15 protein-coding genes and 1 tRNA gene are annotated in these 16,479 nt (G+C 56.4%); 9 read left to right on the forward strand and 7 right to left on the reverse strand.

Features of this window, described 5'->3' with window-relative positions; translation table 11 throughout:
• The first annotated feature begins 40 nt into the window (after positions 1–40).
• Positions 41–117 (forward strand) — tRNA-Arg (locus tag TR2A62_RS02635).
• Positions 118–192: 75 nt separating this feature from the next.
• On the opposite strand, the gene TR2A62_RS02640 is transcribed toward TR2A62_RS02635, so the two are convergent.
• Positions 193–951 carry a hypothetical protein gene (locus tag TR2A62_RS02640; protein WP_150103446.1) on the reverse strand — a complete coding sequence of 253 codons (759 nt, stop codon included), beginning with the start codon at positions 949–951 and terminating at the stop codon, positions 193–195.
• 384 nt (positions 952–1,335) lie between these two features.
• Between TR2A62_RS02640 and TR2A62_RS17465 the strand changes: the two genes are divergently transcribed.
• Complete coding sequence (locus tag TR2A62_RS17465; protein WP_009157952.1) at positions 1,336–2,556, forward strand: DUF3179 domain-containing (seleno)protein; 1,221 nt, start codon at positions 1,336–1,338, stop codon at positions 2,554–2,556.
• 217 nt (positions 2,557–2,773) lie between these two features.
• Here the strand turns inward: TR2A62_RS17465 and TR2A62_RS02650 are convergent, their stop codons facing one another.
• Positions 2,774–3,346 carry a DUF882 domain-containing protein gene (locus tag TR2A62_RS02650; protein WP_009158780.1) on the reverse strand — a complete coding sequence of 191 codons (573 nt, stop codon included), beginning with the start codon at positions 3,344–3,346 and terminating at the stop codon, positions 2,774–2,776.
• 316 nt (positions 3,347–3,662) lie between these two features.
• Here TR2A62_RS02650 and TR2A62_RS02655 point away from each other — a divergent pair, with 316 nt between their 5' ends.
• From TR2A62_RS02655 to TR2A62_RS02670, 4 genes are read left to right on the forward strand one after another with little or no spacing between them, the layout of a single operon-like run.
• A complete protein-coding gene (locus TR2A62_RS02655; RefSeq protein ID WP_009159358.1) occupies positions 3,663–5,264 on the forward strand; it encodes a murein L,D-transpeptidase in 1,602 nt (533 codons plus the stop codon).
• Between the two features lie 30 nt (positions 5,265–5,294).
• Complete coding sequence (locus TR2A62_RS02660; RefSeq protein WP_009159703.1) at positions 5,295–6,392, forward strand: UDP-3-O-(3-hydroxymyristoyl)glucosamine N-acyltransferase; 1,098 nt, start codon at positions 5,295–5,297, stop codon at positions 6,390–6,392.
• On the forward strand, positions 6,385–6,651 hold the full coding sequence (locus TR2A62_RS02665; protein WP_009160728.1) for an acyl carrier protein: 267 nt from the start codon (positions 6,385–6,387) through the stop codon (positions 6,649–6,651). The genes TR2A62_RS02660 and TR2A62_RS02665 overlap by 8 nt, the downstream gene beginning before the upstream one ends.
• Before the next feature lie 9 nt (positions 6,652–6,660).
• The gene (locus TR2A62_RS02670; RefSeq protein WP_040820081.1) at positions 6,661–7,854 is read left to right on the forward strand and encodes a beta-ketoacyl synthase; all 1,194 of its coding nucleotides are present in this window, start codon (positions 6,661–6,663) and stop codon (positions 7,852–7,854) included.
• A 67-nt stretch (positions 7,855–7,921) separates the two neighbouring features.
• On the opposite strand, the gene TR2A62_RS02675 is transcribed toward TR2A62_RS02670, so the two are convergent.
• Positions 7,922–8,533 carry an invasion associated locus B family protein gene (locus tag TR2A62_RS02675; RefSeq protein WP_009159930.1) on the reverse strand — a complete coding sequence of 204 codons (612 nt, stop codon included), beginning with the start codon at positions 8,531–8,533 and terminating at the stop codon, positions 7,922–7,924.
• A 506-nt stretch (positions 8,534–9,039) separates the two neighbouring features.
• On the opposite strand from TR2A62_RS02675, the gene TR2A62_RS02680 reads away from it, so the two are divergent.
• A complete protein-coding gene (locus tag TR2A62_RS02680) occupies positions 9,040–10,578 on the forward strand; it encodes a helicase HerA-like domain-containing protein (RefSeq protein WP_009157428.1) in 1,539 nt (512 codons plus the stop codon).
• Here TR2A62_RS02680 and TR2A62_RS02685 read toward each other — a convergent pair.
• Genes TR2A62_RS02685 through TR2A62_RS18680 form a run of 4 tightly spaced genes read right to left on the reverse strand, consistent with a single transcriptional unit; the run spans position 10,565 to position 14,602 of the window.
• Positions 10,565–11,878: an HlyC/CorC family transporter gene (locus TR2A62_RS02685; protein WP_223296062.1), complete on the reverse strand. Its 1,314-nt coding sequence runs from the start codon at positions 11,876–11,878 to the stop codon at positions 10,565–10,567. The two genes, TR2A62_RS02680 and TR2A62_RS02685, sit on opposite strands and share 14 nt — an antisense overlap.
• Before the next feature lie 60 nt (positions 11,879–11,938).
• Positions 11,939–12,871: a site-specific tyrosine recombinase XerD gene (locus TR2A62_RS02690; RefSeq protein ID WP_009158470.1), complete on the reverse strand. Its 933-nt coding sequence runs from the start codon at positions 12,869–12,871 to the stop codon at positions 11,939–11,941.
• Positions 12,868–14,448: a hypothetical protein gene (locus tag TR2A62_RS02695; RefSeq protein WP_009158483.1), complete on the reverse strand. Its 1,581-nt coding sequence runs from the start codon at positions 14,446–14,448 to the stop codon at positions 12,868–12,870. Before TR2A62_RS02695 ends, TR2A62_RS02690 begins: the two co-directional genes overlap by 4 nt.
• Positions 14,449–14,458: 10 nt before the next feature.
• Positions 14,459–14,602 carry a hypothetical protein gene (locus tag TR2A62_RS18680; RefSeq protein WP_223296173.1) on the reverse strand — a complete coding sequence of 48 codons (144 nt, stop codon included), beginning with the start codon at positions 14,600–14,602 and terminating at the stop codon, positions 14,459–14,461.
• A 145-nt stretch (positions 14,603–14,747) separates the two neighbouring features.
• Between TR2A62_RS18680 and TR2A62_RS02700 the strand changes: the two genes are divergently transcribed.
• Both TR2A62_RS02700 and aroB read left to right on the forward strand, forming a co-directional pair.
• Positions 14,748–15,296, forward strand: coding sequence for a shikimate kinase (locus TR2A62_RS02700; RefSeq protein ID WP_009158219.1), 549 nt, complete (start codon positions 14,748–14,750; stop codon positions 15,294–15,296).
• A 1-nt stretch (position 15,297) separates the two neighbouring features.
• On the forward strand, positions 15,298–16,407 hold the full coding sequence (gene aroB / locus TR2A62_RS02705; protein ID WP_009157470.1) for a 3-dehydroquinate synthase: 1,110 nt from the start codon (positions 15,298–15,300) through the stop codon (positions 16,405–16,407).
• Positions 16,408–16,479: the final 72 nt, after the last annotated feature.

Consider the following 16,479-nt stretch of genomic DNA (forward strand, 5'->3'; position numbering starts at 1 on the left):
GTTGCGGGGCAGAGGGCGCGGCGCTATAGATCACGAAGACGCACCCGTAGCTCAGCTGGATAGAGCGCTGCCCTCCGAAGGCAGAGGCCAGAGGTTCGAATCCTCTCGGGTGCGCCAATTCCCACAATGATGACTGACCCAGCTTGGGAGAACCTATTGTGCAGGCTCAACCCCGTGGCGCCAAATTCTAAGCTACGACAGATCCATGACCCGCAACGTTTGGTCACCGTAGTTCGTCACGGCGTGCTTGTTGTCATGAAGGTCTAGCCCGTGTGGCATGCCCATCCCCTTGATCGTCCTCGATAGAGACAGCTTTCCTTTGGCAGAAAGCTTAAAGATGTCGACACGGTCCAGATACTGGTTGGCTGCAAAAACCTCGCCCTTGTAGGCTTTGCAGGCATCAATATGCCCTTTGCCTTTCCAACGGCTTACAAACTCGGGTTCGGTCTCGCGCAGGTTTTCGAGGATTTTGTAGACATAGGCCGTGGCAAACATCCACCATTTCCGACTGAATAGGTAGGTGGCCTTGGCCCCAACTTTTATGTGATCTGTACGCGCAAAGACGGCAGCAGAACCATCAATGAATGCAACATCTTGGCACTGTTGCTCGGTGTCGATCTGATGGATCAGTTTCTTCGTTTCGATGTCCGCGATTTGGTGGCATTTTTTCTTGTTGCCGCAATAAGTGAGCCACAATAGGCTGGGATGATTGGGGATAAACCTGACGCCATTCAGGCCCTTGAAATTATTCTCGTTAATCTCGCCTTCAAACTCGATCTTGTCACCTTCAAGCCGGTAGATTCCAACCGAGCCTTGGTAAAATTTGCTGACGATGATGCGCCCGTCTTGGAAATCCATCAAGTCTGTTTGGACCGCGGTTCCATCCGTAATGACAGTGGGAACGGAGCTTATGATCTCTAAATTGCCATCGCTGATGGATGCCAAATACATTCGCTTTTCGTTGAAATCAGCGCAAAGTACACGATCGAGACCAATAAAATTAGCTGAGGTTAGACCACTGTTCCGCGACTTGTTTTTTATGGTCGCGATGTGAGGTTCTTCGATGGTTGGAAATTGGTGAATTACAATTGATGACATCTCTTGTCTAATAGCGGAGGCCTTTGACTGATCCAGAAACGGCCAATAATTGGCGGCAAGAGTTTCTTTGCTCAATCAAGCATTAATTTGTCTGGATGAGCATACTGGGTGTTCCAGATCTTTCAATCACCGCAGGCGTTTATGTCTGATCACCCAATTTTGACGTAGTCGTTATTGGTCACTGACCATCGTTGCAGCGTAGCCTGTTTACATTGCTCGCTACCAAAGGGTCACCCAATGCCAAAACGTTTCACATCGTCACTTCGCAGTGCGTTCACTGCAGCCGTCACTGCGGGTGGGCTCTTGCTATCTGCATGCGCGCAGGCCGACACACCACCTGCCTATGTGATCGAACAATATGGCGAGCCACCTGCGACAATCCAAAGCCCGCTCGGCGATGCCGTTCGCGATGCGGTTGAAATCGCCTTTGTAGACAGCATGAACAATTCATTCTGGGGTGAAGATCAGGCATCAGCTTTGACTGTCAGTACCGCGTCTGGTGATGCGCGGGTGGCGTGGTTGATCAGTGATTTGATGCGCTTTGTCCGTGGTCCAGAGCTAAATGACGAACTGACTGCGGCCGCCTCGGAATTGCTGGGCAAAGAGCTGAGCCCGATCAATGGTTGGGGTGTCGTCACGGATCATCTGATCGCGTGGGATATTCCCGAACCGCCGAACTACCTAGACACCAAACGGGCAATCTTCACCACTGTTGTGCCGGCTTGGGAGCGTCTCTTTGTCGAAGGGGACATCGACTCGCGACATGTATCGTGGGGTGGCGTGTTGATTGATGATCGTCCTTTTGATCGCACGGATGATCCTTGTAACTGTATTCCCGCAGCCGACAATCCGGACGTGATCGCTGCGGCTGATGCCGATTGGTTGAACGAGGACGACGTTGTGTTCGGTGTCCAGGTCAATGGCGAATACCGCGCCTATCCCCGCCAGATCATGGAAGTCCGCGAAGTGGTCAATGACACACTGGGCGGCCGCGATTTGGGTATTCCCTATTGTACGCTGTGCGGTGCGGCACAGGCCTATTTTACGGATGGGATGCCAGCCGGAGTTCAGCGGCCCGTTTTGCGCACTTCGGGTCTTCTGATCCGCTCGAACAAGGTCATGTACGATATCAATACATTTACGGTTTTTGTCACGTTCAAGGGAACAGCTGTTGCTGGACCTCTGGCGGACAAAGGCATCGTACTAGAGCAAGCGTCGGTCATCACGACAGATTGGGCGACATGGCGTGCAGCACATCCTGAAACAACGGTTCTGACAGAACGTCATGCATTGGGTCGCAATCCCGATTTCCGCAATGGACGGGATGCGAATGGCCCAATCTTTCCTGTGGGTGACGTTGATCCACGGTTGCCCGTGCACGAGGACGTCATCGGCGTGACGACAGCCTCGGGGCCGGCGGTTGCATTTCCGCGGGCCACGGCACTGGTCGCCCTTTAGCAAGGCTAAGACATCAAGGTCGAAAATATTCGACTGGTGCTGGATGCAGGCGGCATCCGTGCAATCGGCGAAGATGGCCAGGACGTTGGCAGGCACCAAGCGTTTTGGTTCGCGTGGTCGCAATTCCATCCTGATGCGGTTCTGTGGCAGGGCTAAATTAGGACCAAACAACAAAAAAGCGCCCTAAGGCGCTTTTGCTTTGGCTTGTTAGGGCGGCTTAGCTGCCCCAGCTGCGGACGGGTCCGCAATCCATATGCACAAAGTTTGCACCAGAGTAGCGGCCAACGCCACCACCGGAACAACGCTGTGCAGCGCGGGCCATCTGGCTGACCGAACGGCTCGAGAGGCGAATGTCGGCGGCTTGTCCGCGCATGTGTAGGGAATTCTTGGCGACGCCACTGGACCGACGGCGCAACATCGCGTTTGTCTCAGGGCTGCGGTAGCCGGACAACAGCATATAAGGCTCGGACGTATCCATCAGGTTATGCGAGGCGGCCATGACGTCGATGGTGCGTGTGTCCATCTGGATCGTCTTGCTATTGCGCCAGTCGCGCATGAAGAAGTTCACTTCTTTGACGGCGTCAGCGATATAGTCGCCATCCACCCAATAAATCATGTCGATGCGCTCGCCGGTGCGGCCCGAATACATCTTGATCCGGCGGATATCGCCACCACCGCGCAGGAAGCCTGCAGCATTGGAATAGGTAGGGGCTGCAACTACGGCCGACGCTGCAAAAGCGCCTAGAAGACCGCGGCGTGTGATCACTCCAGAAGATTTCTGTTTCATCATATTCAAAGCGCTGTCCCGTCGCTTGCCTGTAAGAGCCTGTTTTCAGACCCAATTTGCCATTACATCCCCAGATGTACCGACCTTATGCCACAACTCGAATCACCAACCAACCTGTTTCTACGCCCTCGGCATTACGGAAGGGGAAATAGGCGATAATTTGCGCAGAATTTGATTACAAGGGAACTGTGACAGATATGTCAGCGCAGTACGGCAACATGTAGACAAAATGCCTGTCTTTCGGAAATGTGAATGGACTCTATTTGCCTCGTGAAAGACACCAGAGGCATCATTTTGTATCTCTAGGGAGGATGTGTTGATGTTTCTGTCCCGTCGCACACCAGTATTTGCTCTAACATTGCTTGTTTCTGCACTGTTTGTTGTCGCTGCCGCGCCCAAAGCTGCAGTCGCACAGGTTTCCGCCTTTAAACAAGCGGTCGCCGGGGCCGCATCGCGCGACGCCGCGCTGGCCGAATTTTATCGCGCCGTCAATTTTGAACCGATCTGGACTGGCAACAATGACCGTTCGCGCCGCAACGCGTTTTTGGCGGCCCTAGAGACGGCGGGCGATCATGGACTGCCCCAGAGCCGCTATAACCCTGAGACAATCGAGGCGCAGCTTCGCGCCGCATCGACCCCCCAAGAGCGGGGCCAGATGGAAGTCGAGATGTCGCGCCTGTTCTTGCAGTACGCACGTGACGTACAAACTGGTGTCTTGGTCCCATCGCGTGTCGACAGAGAAATCAAACGCGAAGTGCCATATCGTGGTCGTGCACAAACACTTGCTGCATTCGCGCAGTCTACACCTGCTGCGTTCCTGCGCAGCTTGCCACCTGCGGCACCCGAATATTCGCGCCTGATGCGCGAAAAACTGCGTCTCGAGCAATTGTTGGCACAGGGCGGTTTTGGCGCTCGTGTTTCTGGCACGCTCGCACCTGGCACATCGGGTCAGCAGGTTGTGAACCTGCGTAACCGCTTGATCGCCATGGGCTTTCTCGAAGGCAACGCAACACAGACATACGACGCTAACATCCAAGCAGCCGTTCAACGCTTTCAAACGGCACACGGTCTAAACGCTGATGGCTCTGCCGGACAGGGCACGGTCACTGAGCTGAACAAATCGGCTGAAAGCCGTCTGCAGGCAGTGATTGTAGCAATGGAGCGCGAGCGTTGGATCAACCGTCCACGTGGTACGCGCCATGTTTGGGTGAACCTGACAGACTTTACCGCGTCGATCATCGACAACGATGCTGTGACCTTCCAGACCCGTTCGGTCATTGGTGCAAACGACAGCAACCGTCGTAGCCCTGAATTCTCGGACGTGATGGAATTCATGGTCATCAACCCGAGCTGGTATGTCCCGCGCTCGATCGCGACCAAGGAATACCTGCCGCGCTTGCAGTCGAACCCTAACGCGGTCAGCCACTTGGAAATCACAGACAGCCGTGGCCGTGTGGTCAACCGCTCGAGCGTGAACTTTAGCCAATACAGCGCACGCACATTCCCGTTCAACATGCGCCAACCTCCGAGCCGCGGTAACGCGCTGGGTCTGGTGAAATTCATGTTCCCGAACCAGTACAACATCTATCTGCACGACACGCCGGCCAAGAACCTGTTCGGCCGCGAAGTTCGTGCCTATAGCCACGGCTGTATTCGTCTGAATGACCCGTTTGACTTTGCCTATGCATTGTTGGCGAAACAGACGGCCGATCCAGAGGGCTTCTTTCAGGCCAAACTGCGGACCGCTGCTGAGGCCCGTGTGAACCTGAACCAGCCGGTTCCGGTCCACATTGTATACCGTACAGCATTCACCGATGTGCGTGGCACATTGAACTTCCGTCGCGACATCTATGGTCGTGATGGCAAAATTTGGAACGCTCTGTCGCGCGAAGGGGTGGCTTTGCGCGCCGTCGGAGGCTAAGTCTGGTCCTCAGAGTTTCTGAGGATTTTTATGGCCTATACGATCCAAGATATTGCAACGGCACTGAATGCATCTGCGTTCGGTGCTGTTGACCGTTTGGTGTCCCGCGCGACTGAACCCGCGCTGGCAGGGCATGACGATCTGGCACTGGCGATGAGCCCCGCGTATCTCGACAGTTTGATCGACAGCGATGCGATGTCTGCTGTGGTCTGGGAAGGCTGCGATTGGCAGGCTTTGGGGCTAGAGGCGGTCATTATCGCGCCGCGAGCACGTCTCGCCATGGCGGGTCTGACCCAAATGATGGACGATAGCGGCAATGCGCCCGTGGGTGTGCATCCGACAGCCGTGATTGATCCATCCGCTCAGATTGGTGCAGATGCATCGATCGGACCATTTGTTGTGATCGGCGCGGATTGTACCGTAGGCTGCAATGTTGTGATTGGGGCGCATGTCTCTCTGGGCCACAGCGTTCAGATTGGCGACGACGCGTTGATCCATGCAGGAGTCCGGATCACCGCACGCGTTGTGATTGGCGATCGGTTTATCGCACAACCCGGTGCAGTGATCGGTGGCGATGGGTTTTCCTTTGTCACGTCCGAGCCGTCCTCTGCCGAGCAAATCCGCGGCAACCACGAGGGCAAAGATATCGTGGTGCCAGAGGATCCGACGTTGCATCGTATCCATTCGCTAGGCAGCGTTGTGATCGGGGATGATGTCGAGATTGGATCGAATTCATGTGTCGATGGCGGCACCGTCCGTCCGACCCATATCGGCACTGGCACTAAGATCGATAACCTCGTCCAGATCGGCCATAACGTGGTTCTGGGTGAGCATTGCCTGATCTGTGGCCATACGGGTATCGCAGGATCGGTTGTGGTCGGTGACCGCTCTGTATTGGGCGGACGTACGGCTGTGGCGGACAACCTGAATATTGGTGCTGATGTTGTGACCGGATTTTCAACCAGCGTGATGTCCAATGTACCGAACGGGCGTTTCATGCTGGGCTATCCGGCGACGCGCATGGATGCCAATATCGAAAGCTATAAGGCGCTGCGCCGTCTGCCGCGCCTGATACGCGACTTTGCGAAACTGCGCGAGCGTGTGTCCAAGATTGATCCCAATGGCTAACGTCGACACGACCAAAACCATGATTGCTATTCTAGCCGAGCAAGCCGTGCTCGAGCCGACAGATGTAGCGCTGACCGACACGCTGGACGCCTTGGGGATTGACAGTATGGGATTGGTCGAAGTCATCTTTTCAATCGAAGAAGCGTTTGAAATCTCGGTGCCGTTTAATGCAAATGCGCCCGAAGACAGCCCCTTTGATATCTCGACCGTCGCCACGATGATCGCAGCGGTGGATCAATTGCGCCGCGCCCAAGGATAAGGATAAGTGGTGCGCCGAGTCGTCATCACAGGACGGGGGACGGTCAATCCGCTGGGTGCAGACGTACCCAGCACGCTGGCGGCTATGGCGGATGGGACCTGTGCGATCGGGACACTGACCTGCCAAGACGCGGACCGGCTGAGCATTCAGATCGGGGCCGAGGTTCGAGGGTTCGAGCCTGCCGCGCATTTTGACAAACCGCAGCTGGGTCTCTTGGACCGTTTTGCGCAGTTTGCTTTGGTCGCCGCGCGCGAGGCTATGACGGATGCGGCAATTACCCTGACACCGGACAGAACCGCAGTCATCATGGGGACATCGGGTGGCGGCTTTGGCACGCAAAATGATGCCTACCGCGCTGTGTTTCAGGACGGCAAATCACGGGTTCATCCGTTTACGGTGCCACGCCTGATGGCAAATGCGGCGGCCAGCCACATCAGCATGGGCATTGGTGTCACAGGGCCGACCTATACGGTTTCAACCGCCTGCGCGTCATCGAACCATGCGATCGGGCAGGCCTATCAGATGATCGCGTCGGGTATGGTCGAAGCCGCCCTCGCAGGCGGGGCCGAGGCGATGTTGTCCTTTGGCGGGATCAAAGCATGGGAGGGGTTGCGCGTTCTGTCGCCAACCGGATGCCGCCCGTTTTGCAGCACGCGCGACGGCATGGTCCAAGGGGAAGGGGCCGCTGTCTTTGTTTTGGAGGATCGCGACGCGGCCCTAGCACGTGGTGCGACTGTCTATGCGGAAATCACAGGGTTTGGGATGACCTCGGACGCCCGCGATATTGTCATGCCCTCGCAACATGGGGCTGAAGCGGCGATGCGCAGGGCCCTTGGCAATACCGCGCCACAGTCGGTTGGCTATATCAATGCGCACGGCACTGGGACCCGCGCAAATGATCAAATCGAAGTTGCCGCGATCCGCGCCGTGTTTGGTGATCACGCGGATCATCTGTTGGTTTCTTCTACCAAATCGATGCATGGGCACCTGATTGGAGCAGCAGGCGCGGTTGAACTACTGGGATGTTTGATGGCGCTTGATGGAACGGTGCCACCAACGGTCGGCGTGGCGGATCAGGACGCAGCATGTGATCTGGATGTTGTTGCGGGATCGGCCCGTGCTACGCAGATTGATATGGTCCTGTCGAATGCGTTTGCCTTTGGCGGGTTGAACGCGGTTCTCGCATTGGCCCGTCCAACATAAACGTGCAACAAAAAACGCCGCCCTCGATGAACGAGAGCGGCGCCCAATTCATAAATTGATAGGCGGCTTAACGCAGGGCAGAAACCGCATCATAACCAGCCGTGAAGCCCCTGAGTGAAACAGCGAGCTCGACCGTTTGATCAGGTGCGCCGGCAGGGACCAATGTGATCTTGGCCGATGCGCCCCGCTTGAAGGACGCAATCTCTTCGTTGCGGAAACCAACCCGCGCAACACAACCCGCACGGTTGCAGAATGTGAACGGGTAGGTGCGTGTTTCGCCACCGTCGACCGCAAGCTTTATGTTCTCGGTCAGCAATGTCTCGAGCGGTGCCACGATGGTTGCACCCGCTGCGGCGCGGCTGCCGTCGGGTAGGGCAAACATGCTGATCTCGGCGACTTCATTGCCATCTGCATCGCGCAGCAATTGGTACAGCTGGCAAGGATCGTCGCCTGCTTCTGTCTTGAGACAGCGCAGCGCCCAATCACCAAATTCTTCTTTGAGGTATTGTTCGCCAACCTGTGGGCCACTTGCTTCGGCAGTGTCGGTTACTTCTGTTCCCATGCTCAGGCTGTCTGCCGGATCGGCTGTTTCAGCCTCGGTTGTTGTTTCCTGAGCGGCCAAAGGAGAGGCCAAAGCCATCAACGCGGCCAATGAGAGGGGTTTGAGCATGTTCAACATAGAACCAATTCCTGTGTTAACGAACCGTAGTGCGGTCCCTTAGATGACATAGAGCCGAGCCTAGTTTGCTGTCTCTACAAACGCGGTTTACCATGCCTAAACGGGGCTGTCAGCGCCAAATTACACCCTGAATGGGCAAGAATCTGCTGATCGCGGTGGCAATGTAACGTGTTGAAATCAAGTGTTAAAATTAGAAAAAGGGCCCGCAGTTGGACCCTTCTCCCGTTTCTCCCTATCGGACTTAGCCGATTTATCGTGAGACGGTACGAAACTCGGAACAGGGCGTCAACAGTCTAAACCACAACTTTCCGTGGGAATTCTAAAAAAAACCAACCATTTTCCGCAACCTTGACGGGAAAGCAGAAAAAGACCTCGGCATGAGGCGCGGTAAGTCTGACAGGGAGGATAGAGCCAGATCCAACAAAACATCACGGGCTCGGCGAATACTCTGGCATGTAAATGTTAAGAATGTATTTTAGCCAATAGATTTTTTTTGCGAGGCAGCTATGAGCGACAGTATCTTTATCGGCGGTGGTGGCGAGGACTATGGCGTCCCCCAAGAGCTCAAGCTGGGCTATGCCAACCGGCACGGTCTGATTGCGGGGGCCACAGGTACCGGTAAGACGGTTACGCTTCAAATTCTGGCCGAGGGTTTTTCAGCGGCTGGCGTTCCGGTTTTCCTATCGGATGTCAAAGGCGATCTAAGCGGGCTCGCGGCGTCTGGTTCCGAGACGTTCAAATTGCACGAGCCGTTCATGAAACGGGCCGAAACCATTGGCCTAGATCTGCAATACGACAAATTCCCAGTCACGTTCTGGGACCTCTTTGGTGACCAAGGCCACCCCGTGCGCACCACGGTCGCTGAGATGGGGCCGCTATTGATTGCGCGTCTGCTAGAGCTGACCGAGGCCCAAGAAGGCGTGCTGAACGTCGCATTCCGTGTGGCCGATGAAGAGGGGCTGCCGCTCCTCGATCTCAAAGATCTGCAATCGTTGCTGGTTTGGGTCGGACAACATTCCAGGGATCTGTCGCTGCGCTACGGGAATGTGGCGACGAGTTCGGTCGGCGCAATTCAACGCCAGCTTTTGACACTAGAAAACCAAGGGGGCGCCGAGCTCTTTGGTGAGCCTGCGCTTGAGCTGTCTGATATGATTTCGACGGATACAGACGGCCGTGGCCGCATCAATATCCTCGCCTCGGACAAGCTGATGAATGCGCCCAAACTCTATGCGACGTTCCTGCTGTGGCTTTTGTCCGAACTGTTTGAAACGCTGCCCGAGGTCGGCAATCCAGACAAACCCAAGCTGGTGTTCTTCTTTGATGAAGCTCACCTGTTGTTTGACGACGCGCCCAAGGCGTTGGTCGACAAGGTTGAACAGGTTGCGCGTTTGATCCGGTCCAAAGGTGTTGGTGTGTTTTTCATCACGCAGAACCCTGCAGACGTCCCCGAGGATATTCTGGGCCAGCTTGGTAATCGTGTGCAGCACGCCCTGCGCGCCTTTACGGGCAAGGACCGAAAAGAGCTTAAGGCGGCGGCTGAGACCTACCGCGAGAACCCGCGCTTTGATACTGCTGACGCCATCCGCGACGTCGGAACAGGCGAGGCGGTGACCTCGATGTTGATGGACAAAGGTGTGCCTGGGATCGTTGAGCGAACGCTGATCCGCCCGCCATCGTCGCAGCTGGGCTCACTGACCGCGGCCGAGCGCGCAGAGTTGATCAAGACGTCGCATTTGGCAGGCAAGTACGAGACGTTGCTAGATCGTGATAGTGCGTTTGAAATGCTGACAAAGCGGGCAGACGAAGCCGCCCGCGAAGCGGCGGATGCAGAAGCAAAAGAAGAAGAGCTGGAAGAGCAAGAGCGCGAACACAAGAAGGGCCGCCACTATTCAGGCGAAAAGGTCGAGCGCTCGACCTCGCGGTCCCGCTCGTCTGGCAAAGGCTGGGGCGATGCCCTGACCAAAGTCGTCGTAAAAGAGCTAAAGGGTACAACAGGACGCCGCATTGTGCGCGGCATCCTTGGTGGTTTGTTCAAAGGCCGCTAGTCACAACGGGTTGCAACGGTCGTACCTTGAGCGTTGCAATCCGGTTTTTCTGTTTCTCGGTCACTTCAAAGCGGAAGCCGTGGAACGAAAACACCTGACCCACGGTTGGGATCATCTGTGCCTCGTGGATCACCAAACCAGCGACTGTGTTTGCCTCGTCGTCGGGCAGGGACCAATCGTTCGCGCGGTTTAGGTCACGGATCGTCATGTTGCCTTCGACCATAAAAGTTCCGTCGTCCGACTGGGCCAACTGGTTGTCTTCGCCACCGTCGAATTCATCGGTAATCTCGCCGACGATTTCTTCGAGAATATCCTCGAGCGTGATCAGACCTTGCAATGCGCCGTATTCATCAACCACCAGAGCAAAGTGCGTGTGCCGTGCTAGAAACTGGCGCATCTGGTCGTCCAGCGGCGTGGTTTCGGGTACAAAATACGGCTCCATCGCGACTTCGATCACGTTGAAATCAGCCAATGACGACGCGTCTTCGCCCGGTGTGCGCAACAGCGTATTGACCGCGCGCAACAGATCTTTGGCGTGGATCACACCGATGATATTTTCTGGCTCGTCCTTGTAGATGGGCAGGCGCGTGTGTTTGCTGGCCAGACATTGGTTCAGGATATCCTCGGGGGTGTTACCAGCGTCGATCATTTCAATGCCCGAACGGTGCAACATGATTTCCTCGACGGTTCGATCCGCCAAATCCAACGCGCCCAAAATCCGGTCGCGATCTTCTTTTTCGACAACACCTTCGGAGTGGCCCAACTGAAGCGCACCTTGAATTTCCTCACGTACGGCGAGGACATTGCTGTCGGGGTCGATCTTAACGCCGAAAATACGCAAGACACCGCGCACAAACCAACGGACCGCCGAGACGACCGGCGAGAAGACAAACACCACCACAGAAATGATGGGCGAGACCCGCGCGGCGGCACCCTCGGCATTGGTGATCGCGTAGGTTTTGGGCAGAACTTCGGCAAATACCAACACGAGTGCTGTCATCACGAGAGTGGCCAAGGCGACGCCGCTCTCGCCAAAGAGACGCGTAAACAGAGCTGTTGCCAAAGACGCAGCCAAGATGTTGACGATGTTGTTGCCCAACAAGACCGACCCGATCAGCCGTTCATTGTCTTCGGTGATGGTCAATGCACGCCGCGCGCCGCGCGATCCTTTGTCTGCTTGGCTGCGCAGTTTGCCGCGCGACGCCGCAGTCAGGGCCGTCTCAGACCCCGAGAAAAAAGCGGACAGGACCAGAAGCAAAACAATTGCTCCGGCGGTGCCCCAGAAAGCAGCATCAATCATTGGTATCTCTTGCGACATGTCATTTAGCGTTATGGGGTTTGTTGCGTCCCGCTTCAAGGGCTAGCCCTTGGCAAGCGGATGATGTTCGAGCACCAGTTCACGCAGGCGTTCATCCAGAACATGTGTATAAATTTCGGTGGTGGCGACATCAGCGTGGCCTAGCAGCGTCTGGATGGATCGCAGATCGGCGCCGTTGGCCAGCAAATGGGTAGCAAAGGCATGACGCAAAGTGTGCGGTGTGACCTTGCTGGGGACCACGCCTCCGGCAACTGCGAATTCCTTGATCATCAGATAAAACCGATGACGTGTCAGGTGACCGTCTTTGCCACGAGACGGAAATAGGTGGCGCGCGCGCGGCTTGCCGGCTTTGACAGCTGCGTCCTGCAATGCGTCCCAGCGTTTGATCCAATCGGCCAGTGCAGTGCGCGCGGGGGGGGACAGCGGCACCATGCGTTCTTTGTCGCCTTTGCCGCGGATCAAAAGCATCCGTGGATCGCCGCGTGTCGCAGAAACGGGCAAGGACACAAGCTCGGTCACGCGCATGCCAGTGGCATAGAGCAATTCCATTAGGCAGGTGTTGCGCAGGCGGTCGTCGACAGACTTGGCCGAGGTCCGAGATGCCTCTAGCAATCTGTCGACCTCTTCGACGCTGAGTGTCTTGGGCAAACGCTTGTCTTTGCCCGGGCCTTTGATCTGAATGGCGGGGTTGTCCGCACGCCAGCTTTCTTCAAACGCAAAGCGGTAGAGCTGTTTGACCGCCGACAGGCGACGCGCGCGCGTTGATTTGGCCAATCCCTGTGCGTCGCAAAAGATCAAATAGTTTTCGATGTCACCTTGGGTCGCGGATGAAAAATGCAGACCCTTGGATTTTAACCAGTCAGCGACATCCGTTAAATCACGCGCATAGGCCAATTGGGTGTTTCTTGCAGCATCCAGTTCGGCCGCTTGCGCCTCGAGAAAACTGGAAATCCACAGCGCCATATCGTGGCTCATGACCGACGCTCCAACACCAAAATTTCAAGTGCTGCCCGTCGTGCTGTGGCCTCTAACCCAACCATGCGGAAGAGGGCGAGCGCTTGGGTCACATCGGCGGTTTCGCCTTGCTGGCCTATGTTGAACTGGACGATTGCACGCAGCAGCGCCTCGCCCAATTGACCGTTCGCCACGAGGTCTTGGCTGACTTGGGCGGGTTTGGCCCCTGAAAAGGCGGCTTGAATGGCGATTTGCAAGGGGCCAATCGCGGCGACCTCGTCAAAACGCCCCGTCGCGACCGCAACCATAAACCAGTCTTGTTGGCTCTTAGGCTCGGCATCGACTGCGATGGTTTCGTACGATGCCGACATCAGGCCAATTTCAAATTGCAGATCGCTCGCATCCCCCAAAGGGAGGCCGGACAGATCGTCAGCATAGGTCGTGGCAAACGCGCGTTCGGCATGAACCTTTTGCATGGCAGACCACGCCACGGGCAGGGTGGCTGCAACGGCATTTGGGTCCCGCGCACGGATCGCTGTGTCGAACCTTTGAACCGCTTCAACACGGTCCCAGACTCCGCCAGACGCGGCAGGTTGATGATCTGTGTAGACGGCAAAGAATGTGTTGGGCGCGATGGCTTGGGTGCGGATCAACCGCTCAACCGCGTCTAGCTGAGCCTTCCAACCGGCGGTGTCACGCAGGTCCGCTTGGGCAAAGGCGCGGGGCAGGCTGGCAGTGCCAATCCCGTCGCCAATCGCGGCACGCATCCGAAAGGACAACGGGCTGACACGGGACACAGGCGGCAGTGGTGCGGCCTCTTCGGCCAGCTCGGGTTCCAAAAATAGGGTTAGCAATTGGTCATCAGTATCGCTGACATCGCCCAGAACGCGGGCCGTGTTCAGCGTCAACGCCGCAGCGCTCCAATCACCATTACGTGCCAGACAGAAAATTCGTGCGGGCAGGGTCGGGGCCAAGTCAGGACGCGCGGTTAGGATGTCGCAGCCTTTGTTCTCTTGGCCCGTCAAAAGCCCCACATCAAAGAACCTCCGAAACACGTTACGATCGGTTGTATCTGCGCGCTCGAGCATAGCCAAAGCCGGTTCCAGCGCACCAAGATCAAGCAGTTTGTCCACGCGTGCCAAGAATAAATCAGGGGTGCTGTTGGTTGGTTTGGGCGGTTCCGCCTCGGCCAATAGCAGTGTTCGCAACAGATCTTGTATGGCTGGCAGGCTCTCTATCTGTTGGGCTGCAACCAAATCATTCAAGGTGTCTGCGTCGCTGTGGCGCCACAGGCCCAACGGTAGACCCGTCACCTCGCGGGCCAAGAGCCCGAGCGCCTGACCTGTGTTCGTATCCAGAGGTGTCACAGTGACCTGAGGCACACCAACGGTGGCGGCGACAGCGGGCTCGTCAGGAACAATAGAGGTGGTGGGTGGCGCTACGATCGCGGCGTCGCTCACGCTTTCGGACAGCCAATCGATTGCTGACATTGGCGCGCCTGTCTCTTGGGCCACGACGAACTGACCGGATACGAGCGCACACAGACAAACCGACAGGCTGATCCCTGTGGTCCGTGAGGTGTAGCGCTGCGTTGTCATCCGAATTGCCCTATTCCGTGCCCAAAATAACCGGCACGACCACTTGTTCTTGGGGCGCTGCAAAGTCGCTGACGAAAAAAATCGGCCCGACATACGCATAGGCAATCAGAGCAATTGCCGCCAAAATAACAAGTAAAATCAAGAATTTAATCATTCGCCACATGGTTTTTGCCTTTGCGTCATACGTGGTCGTTGTCGAACTTATATATGGCCTTTTGCGCAAGATCACGCCATTCAAGTGCACAAATTTCAATTGAGCGGGTCACAGCCGATGTGGCGAGTGTTCTATCGGGGGCCGAATGGGGCTGAATCTACATAAAACGGTTGTTTTGGTGGGCATGATGGGCTCGGGCAAGACGGCAGTCGGACGGGCGTTGTCTGCGCGTTTGAACGTGCCCTTTCGCGATTCCGATGCTGAGATCGAAGAGGCGGCTCAACGAAGCATTGCCGAGATTTTCTCTCGTGATGGCGAGCCGTTTTTTCGCGACCGCGAGGCCGAAGTGATCGAACGCTTGCTGACTGATGTCCCCTCAGTTCTCTCGACCGGAGGCGGCGCGTTCTTGGCTGAACGCAATCGCACGGCCATCACCGAACGCGGCATCTCTGTCTTGTTGGACGCTGATCTGAATCTCTTGTGGGATCGGGTTAAATCCAAAGACACCCGTCCTTTGCTACGCACGTCTAACCCGCGCGCCACGCTGACGCAGATCTTTAATGACCGCAGTTCGATCTATGGATTGGCAGACCTCGCTGTTGCTGCGGATCCCGCGTATTCTATCGACGATATGACCGATGCTGTGATCGCAACATTGCGCACTCGGACTGACGTCCTGACCGAAGAAGGCTAACATGACACCTTTTCAAATCGTTCCTGTGGCCTTGCCGGGCCGTGCCTATGACATCCGCATCGGCGACGGCCTGTTGGCCGAGGTTGGCGCGCATATCGCGCCGATGCTGAGCCGTCCGCGCGTAGCCGTTCTGAGCGATGAAAACGTCGCCGCTTTGCATTTAGCGGCTTTGCGCGACGGGCTGGCCAAGGACGGGATCGACATGGTCTCGCTTGCTTTGCCTGCGGGCGAAGCGACCAAGGCGTGGCCGCAGTTCAGTCGCGCGGTTGAATGGCTGCTCGAGCAAAAGGTAGAGCGAGGGGATGTCGTTGTCGCCTTGGGCGGCGGTGTAATTGGCGATCTTGCGGGCTTTGCCGCGGCCGTATTGCGGCGTGGTGTCCGGTTTGTGCAAATCCCGACATCGCTGTTGGCGCAGGTCGACAGCTCTGTCGGTGGCAAAACAGGCATCAACGCGCCCCAAGGTAAGAACCTGATCGGCGCCTTTCACCAACCAAGCCTAGTGATCGCGGATATCGCGGTGCTGGGATCGTTGACCGAGCGTGATTTTCTCTCTGGCTATGGTGAGGTCGTAAAATACGGACTGTTGGGCGATGCGAATTTCTTTGAATGGCTCGAAGAGAACGGCCCTGCATTGGCGGCGGGCGACATGGAAAAACGCGCCTATGGGGTCAAACGGTCCTGCGAAATGAAAGCCGAGATCGTTTTGCGCGATGAGACCGAGCAGGGCGATCGTGCGCTCTTGAACCTTGGTCATACGTTCTGTCACGCGCTTGAGGCGGCAACGGGTTATTCTGACCGGCTGCTGCATGGTGAAGGTGTCGCAATTGGCTGTGCGTTGGCCTTTGACGTCTCAGCGCGCATGGGGCTGTGTTCCCAAGAAGACCCCAGTCGTGTTCGCGCCCATCTACGGGCCATGAACATGAAAACCGACCTGCGCGATATCTCTGGTGATTTGCCAGATGCTGAGGCCCTGCTTGATCTTATGGGGCAGGATAAAAAGGTCGTTGCCGGAACGCTGCGCTTTATTATGGCGCGCGGCATTGGTCAGGCGTTTGTGACCTCGGACGTGAATCACAACACCATCTTGGCAGCGCTACGCGACGCCGCCTAAGGTTCAAATTTTTGGGATACCTGTGGTGTCTGGGGGCAATGCCCGCAGACGTTCGGGGCCATTGAAGGCCCC

It is taken from the genome of Thalassobium sp. R2A62 (assembly GCF_000161835.1).
GTDB lineage: Bacteria > Pseudomonadota > Alphaproteobacteria > Rhodobacterales > Rhodobacteraceae > Thalassobium.

Excerpts from the sequence above, each read along its gene's own strand:
- TR2A62_RS02665 (WP_009160728.1), top strand. The coding sequence starts at position 6,385 with ATGGCTAACGTCGACACGACCAAAACCATGATTGCTATTCTAGCCGAG.
- TR2A62_RS02655 (WP_009159358.1), top strand. The coding sequence starts at position 3,663 with ATGTTTCTGTCCCGTCGCACACCAGTATTTGCTCTAACATTGCTTGTT.
- TR2A62_RS02685 (WP_223296062.1), bottom strand. The coding sequence starts at position 11,878 with ATGATTGATGCTGCTTTCTGGGGCACCGCCGGAGCAATTGTTTTGCTT.
- TR2A62_RS02640 (WP_150103446.1), bottom strand. The coding sequence starts at position 951 with ATGTATTTGGCATCCATCAGCGATGGCAATTTAGAGATCATAAGCTCC.
- TR2A62_RS17465 (WP_009157952.1), top strand. The coding sequence starts at position 1,336 with ATGCCAAAACGTTTCACATCGTCACTTCGCAGTGCGTTCACTGCAGCC.
- TR2A62_RS02700 (WP_009158219.1), top strand. The coding sequence starts at position 14,748 with ATGGGGCTGAATCTACATAAAACGGTTGTTTTGGTGGGCATGATGGGC.
- TR2A62_RS02680 (WP_009157428.1), top strand. The coding sequence starts at position 9,040 with ATGAGCGACAGTATCTTTATCGGCGGTGGTGGCGAGGACTATGGCGTC.
- TR2A62_RS18680 (WP_223296173.1), bottom strand. The coding sequence starts at position 14,602 with ATGATTAAATTCTTGATTTTACTTGTTATTTTGGCGGCAATTGCTCTG.
- TR2A62_RS02690 (WP_009158470.1), bottom strand. The coding sequence starts at position 12,871 with ATGAGCCACGATATGGCGCTGTGGATTTCCAGTTTTCTCGAGGCGCAA.
- TR2A62_RS02660 (WP_009159703.1), top strand. The coding sequence starts at position 5,295 with ATGGCCTATACGATCCAAGATATTGCAACGGCACTGAATGCATCTGCG.
- TR2A62_RS02695 (WP_009158483.1), bottom strand. The coding sequence starts at position 14,448 with ATGACAACGCAGCGCTACACCTCACGGACCACAGGGATCAGCCTGTCG.
- aroB (WP_009157470.1), top strand. The coding sequence starts at position 15,298 with ATGACACCTTTTCAAATCGTTCCTGTGGCCTTGCCGGGCCGTGCCTAT.
- TR2A62_RS02650 (WP_009158780.1), bottom strand. The coding sequence starts at position 3,346 with ATGATGAAACAGAAATCTTCTGGAGTGATCACACGCCGCGGTCTTCTA.
- TR2A62_RS02675 (WP_009159930.1), bottom strand. The coding sequence starts at position 8,533 with ATGTTGAACATGCTCAAACCCCTCTCATTGGCCGCGTTGATGGCTTTG.